At 72.4% G+C, this 21,696-nt stretch carries 21 protein-coding genes; 11 read left to right on the forward strand and 10 right to left on the reverse strand.

The window, feature by feature from the left end; translation table 11 throughout:
• Positions 1-34: 34 nt before the first annotated feature.
• Complete coding sequence (gene mptB / locus ACFWV2_RS15355; RefSeq protein WP_384405468.1) at positions 35-1,468, reverse strand: polyprenol phosphomannose-dependent alpha 1,6 mannosyltransferase MptB; 1,434 nt, start codon at positions 1,466-1,468, stop codon at positions 35-37.
• 313 nt (positions 1,469-1,781) lie between these two features.
• Here mptB and ACFWV2_RS15360 point away from each other — a divergent pair, with 313 nt between their 5' ends.
• From ACFWV2_RS15360 to ACFWV2_RS15385, 6 genes are all read left to right on the forward strand, one after another.
• A complete protein-coding gene (locus ACFWV2_RS15360; RefSeq protein ID WP_384405470.1) occupies positions 1,782-2,993 on the forward strand; it encodes a pyridoxal phosphate-dependent aminotransferase in 1,212 nt (403 codons plus the stop codon).
• Between the two features lie 77 nt (positions 2,994-3,070).
• Complete coding sequence (locus tag ACFWV2_RS15365; protein WP_360785713.1) at positions 3,071-3,472, forward strand: hypothetical protein; 402 nt, start codon at positions 3,071-3,073, stop codon at positions 3,470-3,472.
• A gap of 272 nt (positions 3,473-3,744) precedes the next feature.
• Positions 3,745-4,878, forward strand: a complete 1,134-nt coding sequence (locus ACFWV2_RS15370; RefSeq protein ID WP_384405471.1) for a hypothetical protein — start codon at positions 3,745-3,747, stop codon at positions 4,876-4,878.
• Positions 4,875-6,095 carry a toxic anion resistance protein gene (locus ACFWV2_RS15375; protein WP_384405472.1) on the forward strand — a complete coding sequence of 407 codons (1,221 nt, stop codon included), beginning with the start codon at positions 4,875-4,877 and terminating at the stop codon, positions 6,093-6,095. Before ACFWV2_RS15370 ends, ACFWV2_RS15375 begins: the two co-directional genes overlap by 4 nt.
• A complete protein-coding gene (locus tag ACFWV2_RS15380) occupies positions 6,092-7,717 on the forward strand; it encodes a substrate-binding domain-containing protein (RefSeq protein WP_384405473.1) in 1,626 nt (541 codons plus the stop codon). Before ACFWV2_RS15375 ends, ACFWV2_RS15380 begins: the two co-directional genes overlap by 4 nt.
• The gene (locus tag ACFWV2_RS15385; RefSeq protein ID WP_384405474.1) at positions 7,704-8,294 is read left to right on the forward strand and encodes a hypothetical protein; all 591 of its coding nucleotides are present in this window, start codon (positions 7,704-7,706) and stop codon (positions 8,292-8,294) included. Before ACFWV2_RS15380 ends, ACFWV2_RS15385 begins: the two co-directional genes overlap by 14 nt.
• 125 nt (positions 8,295-8,419) lie before the next feature.
• Here the strand turns inward: ACFWV2_RS15385 and ACFWV2_RS15390 are convergent, their stop codons facing one another.
• Positions 8,420-10,276, reverse strand: coding sequence for a phosphoenolpyruvate carboxykinase (GTP) (locus ACFWV2_RS15390; protein WP_384405475.1), 1,857 nt, complete (start codon positions 10,274-10,276; stop codon positions 8,420-8,422).
• Between the two features lie 195 nt (positions 10,277-10,471).
• Between ACFWV2_RS15390 and ACFWV2_RS15395 the strand changes: the two genes are divergently transcribed.
• Positions 10,472-11,155 (forward strand): hemolysin III family protein, encoded by a 684-nt coding sequence (locus tag ACFWV2_RS15395; RefSeq protein WP_384405476.1) that lies wholly within the window; start codon positions 10,472-10,474, stop codon positions 11,153-11,155.
• A 16-nt stretch (positions 11,156-11,171) separates the two neighbouring features.
• Here ACFWV2_RS15395 and ACFWV2_RS15400 read toward each other — a convergent pair whose 3' ends face one another.
• The 3 genes from ACFWV2_RS15400 to ACFWV2_RS15410 are packed head-to-tail and all read right to left on the reverse strand — an operon-like array spanning position 11,172 to position 13,363.
• Positions 11,172-12,188, reverse strand: coding sequence for a glycoside hydrolase family 26 protein (locus tag ACFWV2_RS15400; RefSeq protein ID WP_384405477.1), 1,017 nt, complete (start codon positions 12,186-12,188; stop codon positions 11,172-11,174).
• 1 nt (position 12,189) lies between these two features.
• A complete protein-coding gene (locus ACFWV2_RS15405; RefSeq protein ID WP_384405479.1) occupies positions 12,190-12,858 on the reverse strand; it encodes a vitamin K epoxide reductase family protein in 669 nt (222 codons plus the stop codon).
• Between the two features lies 1 nt (position 12,859).
• Complete coding sequence (locus ACFWV2_RS15410) at positions 12,860-13,363, reverse strand: DUF5949 family protein (protein ID WP_384405481.1); 504 nt, start codon at positions 13,361-13,363, stop codon at positions 12,860-12,862.
• A 172-nt stretch (positions 13,364-13,535) separates the two neighbouring features.
• Between ACFWV2_RS15410 and ACFWV2_RS15415 the strand changes: the two genes are divergently transcribed.
• Together ACFWV2_RS15415 and ACFWV2_RS15420 are read left to right on the forward strand one after the other, a co-directional pair.
• Positions 13,536-13,949, forward strand: coding sequence for a tyrosinase family oxidase copper chaperone (locus tag ACFWV2_RS15415; RefSeq protein ID WP_384405482.1), 414 nt, complete (start codon positions 13,536-13,538; stop codon positions 13,947-13,949).
• Positions 13,933-14,799, forward strand: a complete 867-nt coding sequence (locus ACFWV2_RS15420; RefSeq protein WP_384405483.1) for a tyrosinase family protein — start codon at positions 13,933-13,935, stop codon at positions 14,797-14,799. Before ACFWV2_RS15415 ends, ACFWV2_RS15420 begins: the two co-directional genes overlap by 17 nt.
• Before the next feature lie 83 nt (positions 14,800-14,882).
• Here the strand turns inward: ACFWV2_RS15420 and ACFWV2_RS15425 are convergent, their stop codons facing one another.
• From ACFWV2_RS15425 to ACFWV2_RS15445, 5 genes are all read right to left on the reverse strand, one after another.
• Positions 14,883-15,161: a chaplin gene (locus ACFWV2_RS15425; RefSeq protein WP_360785702.1), complete on the reverse strand. Its 279-nt coding sequence runs from the start codon at positions 15,159-15,161 to the stop codon at positions 14,883-14,885.
• A gap of 294 nt (positions 15,162-15,455) precedes the next feature.
• Positions 15,456-15,932, reverse strand: coding sequence for a hypothetical protein (locus ACFWV2_RS15430; protein ID WP_384405485.1), 477 nt, complete (start codon positions 15,930-15,932; stop codon positions 15,456-15,458).
• Between the two features lie 199 nt (positions 15,933-16,131).
• On the reverse strand, positions 16,132-17,085 hold the full coding sequence (locus tag ACFWV2_RS15435) for a hypothetical protein (RefSeq protein WP_384405486.1): 954 nt from the start codon (positions 17,083-17,085) through the stop codon (positions 16,132-16,134).
• A gap of 431 nt (positions 17,086-17,516) precedes the next feature.
• Complete coding sequence (locus tag ACFWV2_RS15440) at positions 17,517-17,783, reverse strand: hypothetical protein (RefSeq protein WP_384405488.1); 267 nt, start codon at positions 17,781-17,783, stop codon at positions 17,517-17,519.
• Positions 17,784-18,340: 557 nt separating this feature from the next.
• Positions 18,341-18,580: a chaplin gene (locus ACFWV2_RS15445; protein ID WP_384405489.1), complete on the reverse strand. Its 240-nt coding sequence runs from the start codon at positions 18,578-18,580 to the stop codon at positions 18,341-18,343.
• Between the two features lie 498 nt (positions 18,581-19,078).
• On the opposite strand from ACFWV2_RS15445, the gene ACFWV2_RS15450 reads away from it, so the two are divergent.
• Complete coding sequence (locus ACFWV2_RS15450; protein WP_384405491.1) at positions 19,079-20,239, forward strand: glycosyltransferase family 4 protein; 1,161 nt, start codon at positions 19,079-19,081, stop codon at positions 20,237-20,239.
• Complete coding sequence (locus tag ACFWV2_RS15455; RefSeq protein WP_384405493.1) at positions 20,236-21,696, forward strand: sugar transferase; 1,461 nt, start codon at positions 20,236-20,238, stop codon at positions 21,694-21,696. The genes ACFWV2_RS15450 and ACFWV2_RS15455 overlap by 4 nt, the downstream gene beginning before the upstream one ends.

Consider the following 21,696-nt stretch of genomic DNA (forward strand, 5'->3'; position numbering starts at 1 on the left):
CCACGCGCCCGCATCGGAGCGGGCGCCTCCGGCCCTACCGCCCGGCGGCCACCGGGGCGGCGTCCTCCGCGGCGCCGCCCGCGGCGGTCGGCCGCGGATCCCGCCGCACCCGCACGAGCCCCGCCACCAGCACGGCCCCGGCCACCACGAACCCGAACCAGGGCGTGCGTCCGGACGGCGCCGTCTCGTACACCAGCGCCGCCGAGACGACGGCGAGCACCTGGCCCGCCCGGCTGCGCCAGGCGACCGCCGCGACGACCGTCGTCCCCCACAGCACGTACCAGGGCTGCACCATCGGGGACAGGGCGACGAGCGCCACCAGCGAGAGCCCGAGGCCGAGGACCGGATCGAGCGCCCCCCGCCACGCCCGCCACGCGAGCACGAGGATCACGGCGACGGCGACGGCGAGGCCCGCCGTCTGCACGGCGCTCTTCACGGGGTCGGGGTCGTCCCCGACGAGCAGCCCGAGCCCGAGCCCGAGATCGCTGGTCACCGACAGCGCGGTGTGGATCGACCCGGCGACGCTCTGGGTCCGCAGCCACCCGAACCCGGTCCCGGCGAGCACCGTCGCCCCCGCGGCCACCGCGCCCGCGACGGCCCCCGGCAGGACGAGGCCCTTGAGCAGCCCCCGTACGCCACCGTCCCTGCGGGCGACCAGCACGCCGATGAACAGCAGCGCGACGGCCGCCGGCGACTTGATCATCACCGCGAGGCCGACGAGGACGGAGCCGAGCACCCATCGCCCGCGCGTGGCCAGCAGTACGCCGCCGAGCAGGAGCCCGATCATCAGGCCGTCGTTGTGCATGCCGCCGACGACATGGATGAGGAGCAGCGGGTTGAGGGCGGCCAGCCAGAGGGCGCCTTCGCGGCCGCCGGGCCCGCCGCCGAGCCCGCGTACGGCCCAGACGATCAGGGCGAGCGCGGCCAGGGCGATCAGCCGCATGCCGAGGACGGCGGGGACGACCGCGCCGCCGGTCAGTTTCACCACGGCCGCGGCGAGGAGCAGGAAGACGGGGCCGTACGGGGCGGGGGTGTCCGTCCAGTTCCCGCCGACGCTCGCCGCCGCGTCCGCCCCGAGCTCGTCGGGTCCGAGGACGGAGGGCCCGCCGCCGTACACGTCGTGTCCTTCGAGGACCATGGCGCCCTGGGCGATGTAGCTGTAGACGTCGGCGCTGTACAGGGGCGGGGCCAGGAGCAGCGGCGCCGTCCAGCAGGCGAGGGTGGCGAGCACGCCGTCCCGTGCGCCACGGGCGAGGAGGACGCCGTACCGCCACCAGGCGGCGACGAGCAGGGTCAGGCCGAGGTACGCGAGGAGGGCGCCGGCCAGGGCGAGCCCGGAGCCGCGCGGCTCCCACAGCCCCCAGCCGCCGCGTACGGGCAGCGTCCCGGCGGCCCAACCGCCCACGGCGACGCCGACGGACCCGCCCACACCCAGCCACCGGCATCCGGAGGCGCTAACGACCCACATGACGGGCCAACCTATCCCGACGGCCCGAGGACCCCTACTCCGCCCGCGGGCGGAGCCCCAGGCCGACAAGCCCACCCGGGTGGAGCAGCGCTCGGACCCGGGTCCGCCGGCGGTCGGGGGCGGCGGGTCCCCTGGCCCCCTGGGGGTTCCGCGACCGGCGGGGAGGGCGGCGGGCCCCTGGCCCCCTCCGCCATCCGGGACCGGCCGGCGCCCCGCCCCTCCGTCATCCGCACACCCGCCCGGTGACCGCCCCCGTGTCCGACGTGTCCCAAAACACGAGGCGGCCCGGCCGACCCGGCCGTAAGCTCTCGTCATGCAGGTGATCCAGTCCACGAAGCTCGCCAACGTCTGTTACGAAATCCGGGGTCCGGTGCTCGAAGAGGCGATGCGGCTTGAGGCCGCGGGTCATCGCATCCTCAAGCTGAACACGGGGAACCCGGCCGCCTTCGGCTTCGAGTGCCCGCCCGCCATCCTCGAAGACGTGCTGCGCAACCTCTCCGACGCGCACGGCTACGGCGACGCGAAGGGGCTGCTCTCGGCCCGGCGCGCGGTGATGAGCCACTACGAGACCAAGGGCATTCCGCTCTCCGTCGAGGACATCTACCTCGGCAACGGCGTCTCGGAACTGATCCAGATGTCGATGCAGGCCCTGCTCGACGACGGCGACGAGGTCCTCGTACCGGCCCCCGACTATCCGCTGTGGACCGCGTCGGTCTCGCTGGCGGGCGGAACGGCCGTGCACTACCGCTGCGACGAGCAGGCGGACTGGATGCCGGACCTCGCCGACATCGAGCGGAAGATCACCGACCGCACCAAGGCGATCGTGATCATCAACCCGAACAATCCGACGGGCGCGGTCTACGACGACGAGATGCTCCGCTCCCTGACGGAGATCGCCCGTCGGCACGACCTGGTCGTCTGCTCGGACGAGATCTACGACAAGATCCTCTACGACGGCACCACGCACACCCCGACCGCGGCCATCGCCCCGGACCTCCTCTGCCTCACCTTCAACGGGATGAGCAAGAACTACCGGGTGGCCGGTTTCCGCTCGGGCTGGCTCGCGGTCTGCGGTCCGAAGCACCACGCGTCCTCGTACATCGAGGGCCTCACGATCCTCGCCAACATGCGCCTCTGCGCGAACATGCCGGCGCAGCACGCGGTGGCGGCCGCGCTCCAGGGCCGGCAGTCGATCGAGGACCTGGTGCTGCCGGGCGGGCGGCTCCTGGAGCAGCGGGACGCGGCGTACGAGCTGCTCACGCAGATCCCGGGGGTGACGTGCGTGAAGCCGAAGGGGGCGTTGTACCTCTTCCCGCGCCTCGACCCCACCGTCTACAAGATCAAGGACGACCGGCAGATGGTCCTCGACCTGCTGCGGGCCGAGAAGATCATGGTCGTGCACGGGACGGGCTTCAACTGGCACGAGCCGGACCACTTCCGGATCGTCACGCTTCCGGCGGCGGCGGACCTGGCGGACGCGGTCACGCGGATCGGCCGCTTCCTGGACGGTTACAGCCAGCCCTGATCTCCCCGGATCGGACCCTAATCAACTTTAGACAGGATCTAAGCTAGGATGGCTCCAGAGCTTGAGGAGGCCATCCCATGTACGAACCGATCCGCACCAAGTCGGTCCACCGGATGGCCGACGACGCCCCCGACGCGTACCCGCACCGCTCCCGCGAGGAGGAGCTGGACATCCAGCTCGCCGGACACCTCTCCGCCCTGCTCGCCGTCACCGACGAGCTCGGCGACACGGAGGCCGGCGAGCGGATCGCCCGGCAGGTGGCGCGGCTGCGCGGGGCACCGCCCGCGCGGCACGCGGGCCTGAGCGGCTCCCCCGCCCAGGACCTGCACCGCAGGGCCCACGCCCTCGCGGGCCGCGCCCTGGTCGTCGCCGCCTCCCGGGCCGACACGACCGCCGCGATCCTCGCCGCCGAGCGCATGGACGCGCACACCGAGGCGCTGGCCGGGGAACCCACCCTGGCCGCGGCCGGCACCCCCTGACGGCCCCGGTCCGCGCGCCATGAACCGCGCGGACCGGGCGCCACCCACAGCGGCACTCGGGAAGACCGGACGGCGCCACCCAGGGCGGCACTCGGGACGGCCCGAAGGCACCACCCACAGCGCACCTCGCGACGACCGGAAGCTCGGCGGCACTCGCGACGACCCGAAGGCACCACCCGGAGGCGGCATCGGAACCCGCCGCGGTAGGGCCCGCTCCGGTTCGGTACCGGGATCGGTACTTCACCCCTCGTCCACCCGACTCCCCCTGGAATGTGGGTTTCCGCGAGCACGCTGCCCGCGTGAGACGCATCCTGGGAATCGTCCTGGCCGTCCTGCTCCTCGGCGGCGTGGCCGCCGTCCTCGTGACGGGCGGCGACAAGGGAACGGGCACGGCGACGAAGACCGTGCGAGGAGTCATCGGGTCGGAGAAGGCCGAGTTCTTCGCCGACCCGCACGTGGTGAAGGCCCTGGCCGCGAAGGGCTTCACCGTGGAATCCGAGACCTCCGGGTCCTGGGACATGGAGGAACTTCCTCTCGACGGCTACGACTTCGCCTTCCCGTCCTCCAAGGGCCCCGCCGACGAGCTCCGCGCGAAGGCCCGTGCGCAGGCCGAGAACACGGCGAGCGCCCCGCTGCGGCCGTTCTACTCGCCGCTCGTCGTCGTCGCCCGCAGCTCCGCCGCCCGGGTCCTCGCCGGGAACGGCCTGGCGACCCTCGGCCCGCGCGGCACCAGCGGCACCCTGAAGATGGACGCCTATCTCGCGGCGGCCCGCGCCGACCGGACCTGGCAGCAGCTCAAGGGCTCCGCGGGCCACGCCGAACTGAGCGGCACCCTCTTCATCACCTCCACCGACCCGGTCGCCTCGAACTCCGGCGCCCTCTACCTCGCCGCCGCCGGCTACGTCGCCGACGGCGGCCGGGTCGCGGGCGACAAGGCCGCCGTCACCCGCACGGCCCCGCTGCTCCGCAAGCTCGTCCAGGTGCAGGGCGCCCAGCAGTCCGGCTCCGACGCCCCCTTCCGCGACTTCGTCAGCGGCGTCGGCAATCCGCTGGTCCTCGTGTACGAGTCCCAGGTCGCCGCGCAGCTCCTGGCAGGCCGGCCGATGGGGGACCTCGTCGTCCTCTACCCGGACACCACGGTCAACAGCGACCACACCCTCGTACCGATCACCGCGAACGGCCGGGCGCTCGGCGAACTCCTCTCCACCGACCCCGAACTGCGCAGGCTCGTGGTACGCCACGGCTTCCGGCCGCAGGGCGCGGCGAGCGAGTTCACCGCCGCGACCGACCCGCACACCGAGTACCTCAACCAGACGCTGACCGGAGTCCGCCAGGCGCCCGTGCCCACCGGCAAGGTGCTGCACGACATGGCCCTGCGGGCCCGTGACCAGGGGGATGCCGCATGACCACGCCCGAGGATCCGAGAAGGACGATGGCCCTGACACCGCCCGAGCACGACACCCCGCTCGTCCTCACCCCGCCCGAGCCCGTGCCCCCGGTGCGTGCCGCGCAGGCCTCGGGGCTCGTGCCGATGGACGAGGCGACCCGTACGGAGATGTCGCGCCGGGCGGCCGAGTACGTCGGCTCGATCGAGGGACTCGACCCGCGCTCCCCCGAGTTCGCCGGCCGCGTCGGGGAGATCGCCGCGCTCGGCGCGGGCGAGATGCGCTCCGCGGCGCAGCAGTCGAACCGCATGCTCGACCGCACGGTCCGCTCGCTCGGCTCCGGCGCCACCGGCGGCGGTGCCCCGTCCCGGGTCGGCACCTCCCTCGTCGAACTCCGGCGCACCGTGGAGGATCTGGACCCCCGGGACACCCCCGGCAAGGGTCTGAGGGGTCTCCTCGCGAAGCTTCCCGGCGGCAACAGGCTGCGCGACCACGTCGCCAGGTACGCCTCGTCGCAGACCACGCTGAACCGGATCGTCGGAGCCCTGCGCAGCGGCCAGGACGAACTGCGGCGCGACAACGCCGCGCTGCTGACCGAGCGGACCAGGCTGTGGGAGACCATGGGCAGGCTCCAGGAGTACGCGGTGCTCACCGACGCCCTCGACGCGGTCGTGGAGCGGCGCATCGCCCTCGCGCCCGACCCGGGGCAGGCGGACGCGCTCCGCGCCGACCTCCTCTTCCCGGTCCGGCAGAAGCACCAGGACCTGTTGACCCAGCTCGCCGTCTGCGCGCAGGGGTACCTGGCGATGGACGTGGTCCGCCGGAACAACGACGAACTGATCAAGGGCGTGGAGCGGGCGGCGACGACGACCGTGTCGGCGCTGCGGATCGCGGTGATGCTCGCCTCCGCACTCGAACACCAGCGGAAGGTCACCGAGCAGGTGGACGTGCTGCGCTCCACGACCGAGGACCTGATCCGCGGCAACGCCGACATGCTGGCCGAGCAGGCGGGTGAGATCCAGGTGATGGCGGCGAACCCGGCGGTCGGCGCGGAGACCCTCCGTACCGCGTTCCAGCAGATCTACCGGACGCTCGACGCCATCGACACGTACAAGGCGCGGGCGACGGAGTCGATGGCGGCGACGGTCGAGTCGCTGACGGCCGAACTCCAGGGGGCGAGCACCCACTTGGAGCGCAGCCGCCGCACCGGAGCCCTGGAGGGTGGCGGCCCCGCATGACGACCACCACCCGCACCACCACCCGCACCCGCGCCCGCGCCCGCCGCCTGAGGCGTACGTTCGCCGGACTCGCCCTCGCCCTCCTCGTCACCGCCACCGGCAGCTCCTGCGACGGCACCGATCGCGCCGCCGACCCGGTCGAGCGGAACGGCACGGAGTTCGCCCCCGGCACGCTCCGGGTCCTCGCCTCCTCCGAGCTCACCGACATGGAGCCCGTCCTCGAAACGGCCCGGCGGGCGACCGGCGTCCAGGTCCGTCCCACGTACGTCGGCACCCTCGACGCCGTCGAGCAGATCGCCTCCGGGCAGGCCGACAAGGACTACGACGCGGTCTGGCTCTCCTCCAACGACTACCTGCGGCTCCGCCCCGACACCGCGAAGAGGATCACCGGCGAGACGCCGATCATGGTCTCGCCGGTCGCCCTCGGGGTGCGGCCCGCCGCCGTCACCCGTCTCGGCTGGGACCCGGCGAAGGTCACGTGGTCGCAGCTCCACCGGGCCGTCGCCGACGGAGAGCTCAGCTACGGCATGACGGACCCCATGCGCTCCAACTCCGGTTTCTCCGCCCTCGTCTCGGTGGCGTCGGGGCTCTCCGGCGCCCAGGCCGCGCTCACCGAGGAGGATGTGCGCCGGTCCACCCCGAAGCTCAAGGAGTTCTTCACCGGGCAGAAGCTCACCTCGGGCTCCTCCGGCTGGCTGGCCACCGCCTACGGGCGCCGGGACGACGTCGACGCGCTCGTCAACTACGAGTCGGTGCTGCTCTCCTCGTTCCCGTCCGGCGACCTGACCGTGATCCGGCCGACCGACGGGGTCGTCACCGCCGACTATCCCCTCACCCTGCTGACCTCGGCCCGTCCGGAGGCGAAGGCGGCGGCCGGGCGGCTCACCCGCTATCTGCGCACCCCGGAGGTCCAGCAGCGCATCACCGGGACGACCCTGCGCCGCCCGGTGGTCCCCGGCGTCCGCCCGGCGTCCGCGCTCGCCCGCGACCAGCGGCGGGAGCTGCCGTTCCCGGGCAGCCGGGCCGTGGCGGACGGTCTCCTCGACGCGTACGACAACACCCTGCGCAGGCCGTCACGCACGGTCTACGTCCTCGACACCTCCGGCTCCATGGCGGGCGAGCGGCTCGACCGGCTCAAGTCCGCCCTCGCCGAGCTGACCGGCGACTTCCGGGACCGGGAGGAGGTCACCCTGATGCCCTTCGGCTCGGCGGTGAAGCGCGGTGAGGTCCGTACGCACACGGTCGACCCGGCCTCGCCCGCAGCGGCGCTCGACGCGATCAGGTCCGACGCGCGGGGGCTCTCGGCCTCCGGCGGCACGGCGATCTACTCCAGCGTCCAGGAGGCGTACCGCTTCCTCGGCGAGGCGCCCGGTGACACGTTCACCTCGATCGTGCTCATGACGGACGGGGAGAACACCGACGGCGACCCGGCCACCGCCTTCGACGCCTTCTACCGCTCGCTGTCCGCCGAGCGGAAGGGCACACCGGTCTTCCCGATCCTCTTCGGCGACTCCGACCGGGCCGAGCTCGACCACATCGCGAGCCTGACCGGCGGCAAGCTCTTCGACGCCACCAGGGGTTCGCTGGACGGCGCCTTCGAGGAGATCCGTGGCTACCAGTGACCGGCTGCTGAGGTACGCCGAGTCCCGCAAGAACCTCGCCGGGTGCGTCGGCGGGCTCGCCGGCGTCGGCCTCACCCTCACCGGCGCGGCGGGCGCGCTCTGGCCCCTGGTGATCGCCGGGCTCTACGGGGCGGGGGCGCTGATCGCCCCGCCCGAGCGACCCGGCACCCCGGACTTCCCGGACGCGGGCGAGCAGCTCGAAGCGCTGCGCGCCGACTTCACCACGCTGCGCGCGTACCTGGCGGAGGTGGACCTGCCGGCCGCCGCGCGCGAGCGGCTCACCGCACTCGACACCCTGGTCGGGGCCCTGCTCGAACCGGGCTCGGTGAGCGACCCGGAGCACCTGCACGTCCTTGCCCGCGCGGTCCGCCAGGACGTGCCGGAGGCGGTCGACGCCTTCGTACGGACGCGGTGGTGGTCGCGGTTCACCCCGGGCGGCGAGCCGCCGGAGACCCACCTCGAACGACAGCTGGCCGCGCTCCTCGAAGAGGCGACGGCGATCGCCGCCACCCTCCGGGACGCGGGGGCGCTGCACCAGGAGATCATCACGCGGTACGTGGAGGGCCGCGGCGCCTGAGGGCATGCGCCGGCCCCCGGAGCCTGAGGGGGCACCGGGGGCCGGGCGGATCGTGGTGGGCCGTCGTGACCCCACTGGTCAGGGCGGAATGTCGGGGCAACCCACCACGAGTCTGCGGTGCGGGATCAGCCCAGGCGCTCGACCAGCGCGTGGTACTCGTCCCACAGCTCCTTCGGCGTGTGGTCGCCGAAGGTGTTCAGGTGGTCGGGGACGAGGGCGGCCTCCTCGCGCCACACGTCACGGTCGACCTTGAGGAGGAACTCCAGGTCCTCGGCCGGCAGGTCCAGGCCGTCGGTGTCGAGGGACTCCGCGGTCGGCAGGATGCCGATCGGGGTCTCGACGCCCTCGGCCCTGCCTTCCAGGCGCTCGACGATCCACTTCAGGACGCGGCTGTTCTCGCCGAAGCCGGGCCAGACGAACTTGCCGGCGTCGTTCTTGCGGAACCAGTTCACGTAGTAGATCTTCGGGAGCTTCGCGGCGTCCGCGGAGGCGCCCACCTTGACCCAGTGGGCCATGTAGTCGCCCATGTTGTAGCCGCAGAACGGCAGCATGGCGAAGGGGTCGCGGCGCAGCTCGCCGACCTTGCCCTCGGCGGCGGCGGTCTTCTCGGAGGCGACGTTCGCGCCGAGGAAGACGCCGTGGTTCCAGTCGAAGGACTCGGTGACCAGCGGTACGGCGGTGGCGCGGCGGCCGCCGAAGAGGATCGCGGAGATCGGGACGCCCTTGGGGTCCTCCCACTCCGGCGCGATCGTGGGGCACTGGCCGGCCGGGACGGTGAAGCGGGCGTTGGGGTGGGCGGCGGGCGTCTCGGACGCGGGCGTCCAGTCGTTGCCCTTCCAGTCCGTGAGGTGGCCCGGGGCCTCCTCGGTCATGCCCTCCCACCACACGTCGCCGTCGTCGGTGAGCGCGACGTTGGTGAAGACGGAGTTGCCCCAGAGGGTCTTCATGGCGTTGGCGTTGGTGTGCTCGCCGGTGCCGGGCGCGACGCCGAAGAAACCGGCCTCGGGGTTGATCGCGTAGAGACGGCCGTCCTCGCCGAAGCGCATCCAGGCGATGTCGTCGCCGATGGTCTCGACGGTCCAGCCGGAGATCGTGGGCTCCAGCATGGCCAGGTTCGTCTTGCCGCAGGCCGAGGGGAAGGCGGCGGCGACGTACTTCGCCTCGCCCTGCGGCGGGGTCAGCTTCAGGATGAGCATGTGCTCGGCGAGCCAGCCCTCGTCACGTGCCATGACGGAGGCGATGCGGAGCGCGTAGCACTTCTTGCCGAGCAGCGCGTTGCCGCCGTAGCCCGAGCCGTACGACCAGATCTCGCGGCTCTCGGGGAAGTGCGAGATGTACTTGGTGGAGTTGCAGGGCCACGGCACGTCCTCCTGGCCCTCCTCCAGGGGGGCGCCGAGGGTGTGGACGGCCTTGACGAAGAAGCCGTCGGTGCCGAGCTCGTCGAGGACGGCCTGGCCCATGCGGGTCATGGTGCGCATGGAGACGGCGACGTACGCGGAGTCGGTGATCTCGACGCCGATGGCGGAGAGCGGGGAGCCGACCGGGCCCATGCAGAAGGGCACGACGTACATGGTGCGGCCGCGCATGGAGCCGCGGAAGATGCCTCCCCCGGAGCCTTCGGCCTGGGAGGTACCCCCACGTCGGCCGACGAAGAGCTCCTTCATCTCGGCCGGGGCCTTCCAGTGGTTGGTCGGGCCCGCGTCCTCCTCCTTCTCGGAGCAGATGAAGGTCCGGTCCTCGACGCGCGCGACGTCGGTCGGGTCGGAGGCGGCGTAGTACGAGTTGGGGCGCAGGGTCGGGTCGAGCTTCGTGAAGGTGCCCTTGGCGACGAGCTCCTCGCACAGGCGCTCGTACTCGGCCTCGGAGCCGTCGCACCAGACGATGCTGTCCGGCTGGGTGATCTCGGCGATCTCGTTCACCCAGGAGACGAGCTCCTGGTGCTGGGTCGGAAGGGTAGGGGGAGCCGCGTTGTCGCGCGCCACGATTGCTCCTTGTAGAGGGGTTTTTTGTTGTGTGCCCCGTGGGGGCCGCGACCCGGATGCTTCGTAGCCGCTCATCCGGTGCCGACCGCACTCATTTGATCATCCGACGGAAACGCCCATATGTCCAGGGGGCCGCCCACGTGAGCATCGCCACTCATATCCGCGACCTACGGGGGCGTAGGTACGATTTCTCCCATGACTGCAGCAACGCCGGACGTGCCCCCGATCGAGCTCCCCGCGCTCCCGACGAAGCCCCGGCTCAGAGGCTGGCTGCACGCGGGCATGTTCCCCGCCGTGATCGTCGCCGGCGCCGTCCTGGTCGCCGTCGCCGGCTCGCCCCGCGCCCGCGTCGCCTGCGGGATCTACGTCCTCACCGCCTGCCTGCTCTTCGGCACCAGCGGGCTCTACCACCGGGGCACCTGGGGCCCGCGCGGCGAGGCCGTGCTCCGGCGCCTCGACCACGCCAACATCTTCCTGATCATCGCGGGCACCTACACCCCGCTCACCCTGCTCCTGCTCCCCGACTCCACGGCGAAGCCGCTCATGTGGGCGATCTGGACGGCGGCCCTCGCGGGCATCGCCTTCCGGGTCTTCTGGGTCGGCGCCCCCCGCTGGCTGTACACGCCCTGCTACATCGCGATGGGCTGGGCCGCCGTCTTCTTCCTGCCCGACTTCCTGCGCGCGGGCGGTGTCGCCGTCCTCGTCCTGGTGATCGCCGGCGGACTGCTCTACAGCGCGGGCGGGGTCATCTACGGCCTCAAGCGCCCCAACCCGTCACCGCGCTACTTCGGCTTCCACGAGGTCTTCCACTCGCTGACCCTGGCCGCCTTCATCGCCCACTACGTCGCCATCTCCCTGGTGGTGCACCAGCAGGGCTGACCGACCCCGGCCCCCCTCACGGGCGGGCCGGCGCCCCCAGCGCGTCCTTGACCACCCGCGCCGACTCGGGATTGTCGGCACACCCCCAGACGCCGTGCGGGCAGTAGTCGGTGACCGTCTGGTACACGGGCCGGTGCCGCGCGAACCAGTCGAGCATCCCCCGCACGTACGCCGGGTTGTCCCCGTTCCTGAAGAGCCCCCACTCCGGGTACGACACCGGCTTGCCGTGCGCCGCCGCGAAGCGGACATGGTGCGCGAGCCCGTACTCCTCGGAGACCTGGTCCTCGAAGGCGAGCCCCTCGGGCTGGTCGTACGCGTCGAGACCGATGATGTCGACGACGTCGTCCCCGGGGTAGCAGCGCGGCCACTCCACGGCGTCCCGCCCCCGGCTCGGGGTGAAGTCGAAGCGGAACCGCTCCCCCGCCACACCCCGCAGCACCCCGACGACCCTGCGCCAGTACGTCTTCCAGGACGCCGGATCCGGGCCGCAGCGATGGCTGTACGTGGTGCCGTTCATCTCCCAGCCGAGGACCAGGACCGCGTCCCCGAGGCCGTGCTCCACGAGCCGCTCCCCGAGCACCCGGAAGTGCCGGTCGTACGCGCCGGTGGCGCCGCTCCGCAGCCCCGCCCGCACCTCGGCGTCCGGCAGCCCCTCCTCGCTGCGGTCCAGCAGCGGCACGTTGAGGACGAAGAGACGCCCGGGCCGTGCCTTCTTCCAGCGCGCCCACGGCTCGAACAGCGCGGGATGACCCTCGATGTTGGACCACCGGTCGCCCGGCAGATACGTGTGACCGACGGTCAGCGCCCCGCCGCCGAGCCAGGCCTGCGCCTGGGCGATCCTGCCGATCCCCGCCTCGTCGGAGCCGGTGAAGAACCCCGAGGGCACCCCCGGCAGGGGCGCCGCCTCCGGCGCGGCCGGGGTCCCGGTGTGCCGCCCGCCGGGCGCGATCCGGTCGGGCACGAGCAGGAGCACGAGAACGGCCGCGAGCAGCACGGTCGGTGCGGCCCACGGCCGGAGGAGGGGACGGCTCACGTCAGCTCGTCCAGAATTCCCACCACCGGGTCAGGATCAGCATCCCGATGATCCCGATGTGCAGGACGGGCAGGGCGAAGGTGAACTCGCCGAGGAAGCTCCGCAGCCCCGCCGGCGCGGGGATCACCCTGTGGCGGACGTTGTGCGCGGTGACGTACCAGAACATGACGATGGTGGCGACCCACGCCAGGCAGCACCACAGGCAGAGCGAGTTGATCTCGTACAGCGACTGGTACATCAGCCAGGTGCAGAAACCGACACCGAAGAGCATGCCGGCGTTCAGGCCGAGCCAGAGCCAGCCCCGGTAGCGGGCACCGGCGAGCAGTCCCGCCCCGAGGGCGACGACGACGGCGTACGTGACGAGCCCGAGCATCGGGTTGGGGAAGCCGAAGACCGCCGCCTGCTCGCTCTTCATGATGTTGCCGCAGGAGACCACCGGGTTCAGGCTGCACCCGGGCTGAAAGCCGGGGTCCTCCAGGAGCTTGAACTTGTCGATCGTGATCACCCAGCCGGACAGCACACCCGCCGCCCCGGTGATCACCAGCAGCCAGGCGAGGGCCCGGCCCGCGCCGATCGTCCCGTCCGTCCCGTCGTCCCGCGCGAGCCGCCGCTGCCCCGGCACGCCCCGGGCATCCACCGTCGTCGCCATGTCGCCGCCGCCCGCCGTCATCTCAGCCCTGCAGTCGGCGGACCGGCAGCACCACGTGCGCCGCGTCCGCCAGGGGGTCCTCGCCGGCGAAGAAGGAACGCAGCTGCTCCTCCGAGACCGGCTCACCGGGCGCGACCTCGGGCCACGGGCGGACGGAGCAGACCAGGTAGGCGTGGCCGAGCTGGGTGGCAGCGGCCTCCCACTCCGCCGGGACCGAGCACTGCACCTTGATGAACGGCAGGGTGAGGACCGCCCGCTGGGCCTCGACGAGGAGGTGGGCGTCGACACCGGACTCCTGGGACGCGTCGACTACCGGCCCGCCGACGGTCAGACCCATGCCCTCGATGGCGGCCCGCATCGCTTCCGCACCGGCCTCGCGGCCGTCCCTGCCGTTGCCGAGCGAATACACCATCAGATACGGAGCGGCCGGCTTCTCCTCGGTGGGGCCCGTGGTCCAGAAGACGGTCGAGAGGGTGCCCAGCGGGGAGACGCTGCGCGACTCGGAAACGGAATTGGAGGTAGTCATGGGTCCGGATGCTAATGGCCGCGCGTCCGCAACTCCGCACCCCATTCACCCGAACGGCCGACATTCACCCAGCTGCAATTCTCACCACAACGAAACGGCGTTTTCCTCGTTGTTCCCTCAGGGCATTTCCCTCCGCCTGTGGCGGGTCCTCCGGACCACCAGGAGATCACTCATGACCGTCCCACGCCGCCTCGCACTGCGGTCCCTCTTCACCCTGACTGTCGCCGCCCTCACCGGTGGCGCGCTCGCCCGTATCGCCCTGACGCCCCGGAGCGGAGCGGCGGGCGGAGCCCCCGTCGCCGACGCGCTGCCCGGCGGGACGTTCGACGAGATGTACCGGGGACGCCGCATCCAGGGGCGGCCGGCTCCCGGTGACGGGATCGAGATCCTCGTCGACGACCGGCCGCTGCATCTGATGCGCTGCGCGGACGGCGGCTATCTCACCCCCATCGACCACTACCAGACCTATCCGACGCCGCTGGCGGCCACGCGCGCGGCCGTGGACGAGCTCGGGTCCGCGCCGCTGACCCGCTTCGCCGCCGCCCACGGTGTCCCGGGAGGGAGTCCGCGTGGCCTACACACGTAAGAACCAGCGCGATCTGACCAGCGCCGAGCGGAAGAAGTTCGTCGCCGCGGTCCTGGAGCTGAAGCGCAGCGGGAAGTACGACGACTTCGTCCGCACCCACATCGACTACTACACGTCCGACGGCGACGGCCGCCTGCGCGTGGCCCACATGACGCCCAGCTTCCTTCCCTGGCACCGCAAGTTCCTGCTGGAGTTCGAGCGGGCGCTGCGCCGGATCGACCCGACGGTCACCGTGCCGTACTGGGACTGGACCCGCGACAACACCCCGGCCGCCTCCCTCTGGAACGACGACTTCCTGGGCGGCAACGGTCGGCGCAGCGATCTCCAGGTGATGACCGGGCCCTTCGCCCACGCGGGCGGACGCTGGACCATCACCCACGGGATGACCGAAGGCGCCTTCCTCACCAGGGACTTCGGCCGCCCCCGCGACCCGATCACGCTCCCCACCGCGGCGGAGCTCGACGAGGTGATGCGCGAGACGGTGTACGACGTGGCGCCCTGGAACTCCACGAGCGCCTCCGGCTTCCGCAACCGTCTGGAGGGCTGGGCCCCGGGCCGGGGCAACGAGCGCTTCCGGATCCACAACCGGGTGCACCGCTGGATCGGCGGCCTGATGCTGGGCGGCGCCTCGGTCAACGACCCGGTCTTCTGGCTCCACCACTCCTTCGTCGACCTGCTCTGGTCACGCTGGCAGCGGCGCAACCCGCGCGCCGGCTACCAGCCGGCGCAGCCCCCTCCGCTGGGCGACCCGCAGTACGGCCGGATCGCGGCCCGCGACGAGCGGATGGGCCCGTGGGGCGTCACCCCGGCGCAGATGCTCGACCACAGCGCGATCTACCGGTACGCCTGAGGCGCGACAGGGCGGGCGCGCCGCACACGCGGAAGCGGCCCCTCCGGCGGGTCTGCCGGGGGGCCGCTCCGTGGGAAAGGGGATCAGCCGCCGTAGCCGCCGTCGCGGTGACCGTGGCCTCCGTCGACGTTCGCGCAGGAGTTGCCGAACGCCGGGTTGATCAGACCGATGACGGTGACGGTGTTGCCGCACAGGTTGATCGGCACGTGGACCGGGACCTGGACGACGTTGCCGGAGAGGACACCGGGGGACGCGGCGGCGACGGCCTCGGCGCCCGAGTCGGCGACGGCCATGCCGGCTCCGCTGAGGGCAACGGCACCCGTGCCGGCGAGGACAGCGGCAGCCTTCGCGATGCGAGACATCAAGAACTCCTTGGACGTGGAAAGTCGACCGCGAGAATCACGGCCGCACACTCCCGTTCAACGCCGAAAAGGCACACGAGTAACGGGCTTTAGGCCGGACGGGGCGGAAGGAAGAAAGGAAGGCCCGCGGGCCAGTGGTCCGCCCCGCCGTCGGATACGACGGGGCGAACCTCCGGACCCGCGGGCCACGGCCATGCGACAAGCCTGATGTTGTAACGAGCAACGACCCCTCGGGTAGCGGGGAAGAATCGTGTCTTCACCCGCCGGGCCATTGGTCGTACGAAGAGATTCCGGTCAGGCCGTCGGCTGCGCCAGGCCCAGCTGGGGGTCCAGCCCCCCCTGCACCGCGGGGGTGACGATGCCGGCGTCCGGGGTCGCGAGGTCCGGGAGCCCGGACCTGTCGCCACGCGGCAGGCCGACCGGGTTGCCGACCCGGGCCGCGGGAGTGGCCGCCCTCAGGGGCGAACCGGCGTGGGTGAACAGAGCGGTGCCGGGGTGGCTTCTCTCGATGACCTCGGGGAGCGGGGCGGCGAGGACCGTACTCGGGAGCGTGCTGGAGACCGGGACCCGCGGCAGGCCGATGTCCGGCACTGTCGGGGAGCCCCCCTCGTGGAAGACGGTGGGAGCGCCCGGCACGGGCAGCGGAACACCGGCGGCCACGGTGGGCGCGTCCATCGGGATCGCCGGCTCGAGGCCCTGGAGCGGGACGACCACCGGTGCCTCGGCGGCGGATGCGGGGGCGGCCATGGCCACGGAGGCGAGAGCGGTCATGAGGATTCCCATGCCGGCTTGTGATCGCAGGTTCATGACTGCGTGTGCCCTTCGGAGGGTGACGACGGTGCGGTGGAGCTGTCGCCTGTTGAACGATCCCTCCGGGGAGAACGTCGCGGAATTCGCCTGTATGCAGCAACGCCGAGGGTCCTCACTGGTGAAAGTGAGGACCCTTGTTGACAGGCGGTCAACCCACGTGTCAGTGGCGGCGTTCGGTGCGTCCGGCCCGGACCGCGCGTCCGGCGCGGAGACGGATGACCGTCCCCCCGAGGATCAGGGCGGCGCTGACGGCCGCGGCACCTGCCAGTGCGGCGGTGTCGCTTCCGGTGTCGGGGAGCTGGGGCTCACCCGGCCCGGTCGAGCCCGGGTGAGTCGGCGTGGCCGGCGGCGACGTCGGCTCGCCGGGGTGGTTCGGCGGGGTGGTGGGGGGCTTCGTCGACTCACCGGGATGGGTGGGCGGCGGCGTTGGCTCACCGGGATGGGTGGGCGGCGCCGTGGGCGGCTTCGTCGGCTCACCCGGCTCACCGGGCTGCCCCGGAGTGGTCGGCGGAGCGGTCGGCGGCTTGGTCGGCTCACCGGGGTGCGTGGGATGCCCCGGCTTCGTGGGCTCACCGGGTTTGGTCGGCTCACCGGGGTGTGTGGGGTGCCCCGGATTCGTGGGGTGCCCCGGCTTGGTCGGCTCACCCGGATTCGTGGGATGCCCCGGCTTCGTCGGCTCACCGGGGTGTGTGGGGTGCCCCGGGTTCGTCGGATACCCCGGCTTCGTCGGTTCGCCCGGAGTCGTGGGATGCCCCGGAGTCGTGGGATGCCCCGGAGTCGTGGGATGCCCCGGGGTCGTCGGGTGGCCGGGAGGGGCCGGGTTCTCGCCCGGGTGGCCGGGGGTTTCGCCGTCCGGGCCGTCCTCGTCCCCGTAGCCGCCGGGGTCGTCGACGGCCTGGGCGCAGAGGTCACGGGCCGCCTGGCCGGCGATGTCGCCGAGGTGCACGGGGTCCCCGCACAGGCTCACCGACAGGGGGGCCTGACGGTGGTGACCCGCGCCGGACCCCGGCGCATCGCCCGTGGAATTCGCCGCCACGGCGAAGCCTCCGGTCAGCGACAGAATGCCCGTCGCGGCCGCGGCAGTGAGCAGTTTCCTGGTGATGGTGGATCGCATACCGCTCTTCCTCTGGAGAAAGGGAGCGACCGACGGGGAGTCCCCTCGCTCCGCCGGTCCTTCCGCGCGCCCAGTGCGTCAGTCACTGACGATCTGGTTACGGAACGCGGGACTTGGGGACACCGGACGGATACGCCGCGGCGACTGCGGCGCGAGATCGAATGCTGCCGCCCTCGGTCTCTCCATGCCCCGACCTTCCGTGGATGATGGGCGAGAGCGTAAGGAGCGGCACAGGACGAAGAACCGGTCCCACACTGCGTCAGATCAGAAAATCATTCGATCAGCCGATCGCAGCGGGTGGCAGGGAAGTGCCGGGGGGAGCGGCCGCCGGAACCGGGCGGAGCGAGGGGCCGTTCCAGAGGGGTCGGGACCGCGTGACGCGGTCGTCCGCGCGGGAAAAGGGCGCGGGGATCGTCGTCACCGGGAGAGGGTCAGCCGCCCAGCGGGACGCCGCCGAGCAGCGGCGCCTTCTTGCCGGCCTCGTTCAGCTGCCCGGCGACATCGCCCACGGTCTTGACCGGGGAACCGTTCGTGGTGCTGCTCAGCGCGTCCGTCTCCAGGCCATCGCTGGAGATCGCGCCGAGACCCCCGTCGAGGCTGGTGGGAAGCTCCGCCGGCCCCATGGCCATGGCGGGCGCGGCGGCGCCCAGGGCCATGACGGAACCGGCGACGATCGCGGCGACCTTGATGGGCTTCATGGAGTGAGTCCTTCCTCTAAGCGTCAATGCGTCCTCTGCGCAAGCAAGTCGCTTGCGGCGCGGTGGAGTTGAGTAACTCCCGCGCGTCGTTCCGCTTCTGTAACGAGAGGTGCGCCCGCCGGAAACTCCGGGAGGAGCGATTTCTCGACACTGCACCCGAAGGAAGGGCCCGGTCCTATTTCCCGATCGGACACATGAACGCCGTACCGGCCCAGGGGTGCCGGGCCGGTACGGCGCAGTCCGCGCCGCCGCCGGAGAACGGGGGCGGCGGTGGCCCGTGGGGTCGCTGGTGCACGTCGGCGGGGGCGGGCCCCGTCGGGCCGAGGGTGTGCGACTTCCCCCCACCGCGCCTGCGCTTATAGCTCTCAGCGATGGGAGAACTACCGAGCGCCACGCATTCGTTCGAGTGAATCCACCCCTGCGACCTGCTACTCCCGGGGGCGTACGCCGTTGCACCGGGCGGCGCACACGGATGCGTCCGAGCAAGCGGAAGGCCGGCGCGCACACCCCGGAGGGGGGCGCACCGGCCTCGGGAGGACCGCGATCGGCGTGCGGGATCAGGCGTTGACGCAGGTGTTGCCGAAGGAGGGGTTGAGGAGGCCGACGACGTTGACGGTGTTGCCGCAGAGGTTGATCGGCACGTGGACCGGGACCTGCACGACGTTGCCGGACAGGACGCCCGGGGACGCCACGGCCGCACCCTTGGCCCCGGCGTCGGCCACGGCGACACCGGTGGCACCCGCGACGGACGCGGCGACACCCACGGACAGGACGACAGCCTTTGCGATACGGGACATGGGAAGCGCTCCTCGATCGTTGCGAACCATTCGGACCGGAAGGCCGGTGGTGTGACCGGATCTGCCCGGCTCCATCAACAACGCGGTTCCCTTTCTTCGGTTGCGCTCCCGAATGGGTGACGTTCACCCTATCTTTGGGCCATCAGAGGGGTATTCGAGCGAATGAGCCAGGAACGGCGCAACACGCCCAACGAAGAACCGGCCGCCCGGATACGAAAGTTAGTCTTTGTGAGCATCTAATGCTTACTATCGCCCGGAATCAGCGTTATAACGTTTCCCAGCGTCGCTCACGGCCCAGCCGCGCGGACACTTTTTTCGCACGGCCGGCTGCTTCCTCTTCCCCGATCTTCACGGGTGTTTCCTTGTTTCTCTCATCAAAGCGGAGAACCTGTATGCGGAATTCAACGGTTCTTGCTGTGCGCCGCGGCGTGCCGCGCGCCCGGTCCGGCGCCACTCGGCGGGCGGCGCTTTCCCTCCGGGCGGACGTCGGACGCTGACATGCTGCCTCCACGAGAACCGGACGCCTCCCCCCTCTCCGTCCTGCACGCGGTGCAGCCCGGTGACGGTGGCGTCGCCCGTGTCGTCGCGGACCTGGTCCGCGACCAGCTCCGCGCCGGGATGCGGGTCACCGTCGCCTGTCCGCCCGGCACGCCGCTCGCCGCGGCCGTCCGCGCCGAGGGTGCCGACGTGCACGCGTGGCGGGCCGGACGCGACCCCGGCCCCCGGCTGGTCCGCGAGACCCTCGACCTCGCCCGTCTGATCCGTACCGCCGGCCCCGACCTGGTCCACGCCCACAGCGCCAAGGCGGGACTGTGCGCCCGGCTCGCGCTGCGCGGCGCCCTGCCGACGGTGTACCAGCCGCACGCCTGGTCCTTCGAAGCGGTCGAAGGCACGGTCGCCGCGCTGGCCCGGCGCTGGGAACGCCGGGCCGCGCGCTGGACCCACCGCATCGTCTGCGTCAGCGAGGCCGAGCGCCGCACCGGCGAGGAGGCCGGCGTACGCGCCTCCTGGTCCGTCATCCACAACGGTGTGGACGTCGCCCGGTTCGCGGACACCTCCACCGACGCCCGTGCCGCCGCGTCAGACCGGTCCGGTGACGGCCCCGTCGTCGTCTGCGTGGGTCGGCTCTGCCGCCAGAAGGGGCAGGACACCCTGCTCGCCGCCTGGCCCGCCGTCCTCGCCCAGATCCCCACGGCCCGCCTCGTCCTGGTCGGTGACGGCCCGGACGGCGAGCGGCTGCGGGCCGGGGCTCCCCCGTCGGTGCGCTTCACCGGCGCCGTCGACGACACCACCCCCTGGTACCGGGCGGCCGACCTCGTCGTCCTGCCGTCCCGTTGGGAGGGCATGGCGCTCGCCCCCCTGGAGGCGATGGCGAGCGGCCGTCCGGTGGTGGTCAGCGACGTGGACGGCGCGCGGGAGAGCCTGCCGCCGGGCCACGAACCCCTGTGCCTGGTCCCACCCGGGGACCCGGCAGCCCTCGCCGCCGCCGTCGGCCGCCTCCTCGGCCGGCCGGAGCTGCGGCGGTCACTGGGCCGTCAGGCCCACGAACACGTACTCAGCAGATTCGATGTGCGGCGCACCGCCGCTGCCGTCGCGGACATGTACCGCGAGCTGGCCGGAGTGCGGTGCACCGAGCACAGGGAGCCGATTTCGCCGTGACCACGGAAAGCACCAGCGTCCCTTCCGCACCGGGCGCCTGGCCCCCGGCGAGCCGGGGCCACGCTCCCGGACTCGCCTCCCTCGCACCGCGGCGCGGCGCGGCCGACCGGCTCGCGCTGCCGCCGCGCAGGTCCGCGACGCGGACGCGGTCCGCCGCCGTCCCGTTGCTGGCGGCCGACGCCCTGGCCGTGCTGCTCGCGGCCGGACCGCTCGCGGAGGCGCACCGCGAGATCCGGCCGCTCCTGCTGATCGTCGCGGTCGTCCTCGTACTCAACGGCCGTGCCGGACTGTACCGGCCCGGGCCCCTCACCTCCGTCCTGGACGAGCTGCCCGCGCTGGCCGCCCGGATCGGCGTCGCGTGGTGTGCGGCGGCCGCCGCCGTGGCCGCGTACACCCCGGCTCTCGCGATCGGTCCGGCCGCGCTCTGCTCCGCGTACGCCACGCAGCTCGTCGCCGTGTGCCTGCTCCGCGGCGCGGTGCACGCGCGCAGGCGGCGGACGGCGCGGGCGCATCCGCGGTCCGCGCTGGTCGTCGGCGGCACGGCCGCCGCGCGGCAGTTCGCGACCGCGCTCGGGCAGCACCCGGAGTACGGGATCCGGCCGGTCGGCATCGTCGGCGACCGGCAGAACGGCGACTCGCCGCAACCGGCCGGGGAGACGGGGCTGCCGGTCCTGAGCACCACGGAGGAGATCCACCGCGCTGTCATCCAGAACACCGTCCTCGACGCCGTGTTCCTGACCGACGACCCGGCTCTGGTGATGCTCTTCCAGCACTACGGGTGCACCACCTGGCGGGTGGGCGAGCAGCGCCACGGCGGGCCGATGGGCGAGCACCTGTGGGGGCACGGCTGCCGTCGGCTGGTACCGCCGGCGGAGCGGCGCGGTGTCACCGCGAAGCGCGTCCTCGACGTGACCCTGGCCGGTCCGGCCCTGGTGTTCGCGCTGCCCGTGCTGCTGTTGTGCGCGGTGGCGGTACGGCTCGCGGACGGGCCCGGTGTGCTGTTCCACCAGGAACGGGTGGGGCAGAACGGGCGGCTGTTCACGCTGCTGAAGTTCCGTACGCTGCGCCCGGCCGACGAGACCGAGTCGGCGACGCGGTGGAACGTCGCCAACGACCGGCGGATGAGCGCGGTCGGCAGTTTCCTGCGGCGGACGTCGCTGGACGAGCTGCCGCAGCTGTGGAACGTACTGCGCGGGGACATGAGCCTGGTCGGCCCGAGGCCCGAACGCCCTTACTTCGTCTCGCAGTTCAGCAAGATCCACGCCGGGTACGCCGACCGGCACCGGATGCCGGTGGGGCTGACCGGTCTGGCGCAGGTGCACGGACTGCGCGGTGACACCTCGATCGAGGACCGCTGCCGGTTCGACAACCACTACATCGACCACTGGTCGTTCTGGCAGGACATCCGCATTCTGCTGCGGACCGCGGCCGGGCTCGTCCGGCCCGCGGGGAGCTGA

The organism is Streptomyces sp. NPDC058671, assembly GCF_042716475.1.
Taxonomy (GTDB): Bacteria; Actinomycetota; Actinomycetes; order Streptomycetales; family Streptomycetaceae; genus Streptomyces.